Below are 1,866 nucleotides of genomic sequence, written 5' to 3'. Positions count from 1 at the left end.
GCACGCCGCCCGGCGGTACGCGGGCGTACCGCCGGGCGGCGTGCCCGTGTACATCGGGGTGCCGGCGGCGGGTGTGCCGTCGTAGAGCGGGTTTCCGGCGCCCGGGTGGGCGGCGCCGGGGTTGCCGTCGTACCGCGGTGAGCCACCGGCGGGGGTCCCGTCGTACATCGGGGTCCCGCCCGGCGGCGTGCCCGTGTACATGGGGGTGCCGCCCGCGGGCGTGCCCGTGTACATCGGGGTGCCGCCCGCGGGCGTGCCGCCGTCGTACAGCGGGTTTCCTCCGGTGGGCCTGCCCTGGGTGACCGGGCGGCTCGACGGGGCGGTGCCGACCGTCGGGACGCCGGACGTCGCGGAGCCGGCGAAGCCGGTGCCCCGGTCGTCCGGTCCGGTGGTGGCCGGAGCGGGCTTCGGTACCGGGGCGGGTGCCGGGGGCAGCGCGGGCTCGGGGGCCGGGCTCGTGGGCGCCGCCTTGCGGGGCGCGAACCAGTCGCTCGTCTCCTTCGCCTTCGGCGCCTCCTCGGCCTGCGGCCGCTCGGGGGCCGCCGTCTGCTCCGGCTCCGGCTCCGGGGCGGGAGCGGGCTCCGGCGCGGTGGCCGGCGGCGCCGTGGGCGACTCGTTGACCGTGGTGCGGACCACGACCGGCGGGATCGGACGCGAACCCGGGATGTTGATCCGGATCCGGGTCGTCAGCGTCGTCTCGGTCTTGGGCTCCTCCGGCGGTGCGGGCGCGGCGGCAGTCTCCTCCGGCGCGTCCTGCGAGGGGTGGAGCGACGGATACTGGCGGGATCCGTACGGCGGTGTACCCGAGGGGTACGCGGCTCCACCGCGCCCCTGGGCGCCGGAGGACGAACTGTCAGTCTCTCGACCAGTTTCACGACTCAAAGCAGGATCTCCCGGTTGGCTCCACCGCCCGCTCTTGCTGATGCTCGTATAACCCGGGCGGTTCGGCGGCGCGCACCACCATACTGGGCGCCGCCGTCCCATAGCTGACCCATGGGTGACTGACGACGGTCAATCCGGCCGAAGTCAGGGCGTCCGCGGACTCAAGTCGTCCTGTTCACGGGATCGGTCGGGGCAGCCGGGACAGCGTGGTGCACATCACAGCGATCGCCATGCCGCCGAAGAGGAAGAGCAGCTCGCCGACGCCTCCGCCGAACACCCCGTCACCCTCCGGACGTCCGAGGCTGAGCAGGATGACGGCGACGAGCCAGCCGACTCCGCCCGCGACGACGCCGACCTGGGTCCCGGTGGCCCGCAGGCCGCCGTAGAAGAGGCCGGCGGTCGCGAGGAGGGCGAGGATCAAGCCGACGGGGAGCCAGGCGGCTTGGACGAGGGCGCCGGCGGTGCCGACGAGGACACCGAGGACGACGAGGCCCGCGTACCAGGCGAATCGGGCGTTACGGGAGACGGTGGACGCGGTGCGCGCGGTCGGCGCGTTGGACGGGGTGGGCTTCGCCGGCGTCGCGGGCGGCTTGGGGCTCATGCGGTCACTCCGGCGAAGAGGTCCGTCTCGCGGGTGCCCGCGGGGGCGCCCGGGACGCCTCGTACCAACTCGTAGTACTCGGTGGTGAAGATCGGCTGGCCGAGGTCGTTCGAGAGGGCGAAGAACGGGCCGTCGACCGCGACTTGGGTGGCGTGGGCGGCCATCGCCGCGCTCTTGCGGGCCGTGTGCTCCAGTCCCGCGTCGATCTCGGTGGTGATCCGGTCCTCGTCGACGACGCCGGGGACGTCGTCCAAGCCGCCTGGCTCCCCGTCGGCTTGATCCTCGCCCTCCTCGCGACCGCCTGCCTCTTCTACGGCGGCCTGCGGGCCACCGGGACCCAGGTCGGCGTCGTCGCGGGCGGAGTCGGCTGGCTCGTCGCCGTC

The 1,866-nt window shown here is 74.5% G+C and carries 3 protein-coding genes and 1 pseudogene; 1 reads left to right on the top strand and 3 read right to left on the bottom strand.

Annotated features, from left to right (window positions below; genetic code table 11):
* The 3 genes and pseudogenes from AOK00_RS41025 to AOK00_RS35345 form a co-directional block, all read right to left on the bottom strand.
* Nucleotides 1-882 (bottom strand): annotated as a pseudogene (locus tag AOK00_RS41025) (hypothetical protein); the annotation flags it as partial.
* Between the two features lie 175 nt (nucleotides 883-1,057).
* A complete protein-coding gene (locus tag AOK00_RS35350; RefSeq protein ID WP_055604197.1) occupies nucleotides 1,058-1,483 on the bottom strand; it encodes a DUF6113 family protein in 426 nt (141 codons plus the stop codon).
* Entirely contained in the window at nucleotides 1,480-1,737 is a 258-nt protein-coding gene (locus AOK00_RS35345) for a hypothetical protein (RefSeq protein WP_055604196.1), read from the bottom strand. The genes AOK00_RS35350 and AOK00_RS35345 overlap by 4 nt, the downstream gene beginning before the upstream one ends.
* Between AOK00_RS35345 and AOK00_RS41020 the strand changes: the two genes are divergently transcribed.
* Nucleotides 1,636-1,866: DUF6113 family protein (locus tag AOK00_RS41020; RefSeq protein WP_367870079.1), on the top strand; the 231-nt coding region annotated here is incomplete at its 3' end. The two genes, AOK00_RS35345 and AOK00_RS41020, sit on opposite strands and share 102 nt — an antisense overlap.

The sequence above is a fragment of the Streptomyces aureus genome (assembly GCF_001418135.1).
GTDB classification, from domain to species: domain Bacteria; phylum Actinomycetota; class Actinomycetes; order Streptomycetales; family Streptomycetaceae; genus Streptomyces; species Streptomyces aureus_A.
Note: the sequence above shows the minus strand (reverse complement) of the source record. Positions and strands in the feature narration are given on the sequence as shown.

Coding starts and splice junctions, on each gene's coding strand:
- AOK00_RS35350 (WP_055604197.1), bottom strand. CDS start 1,483: ATGAGCCCCAAGCCGCCCGCGACGCCGGCGAAGCCCACCCCGTCCAAC.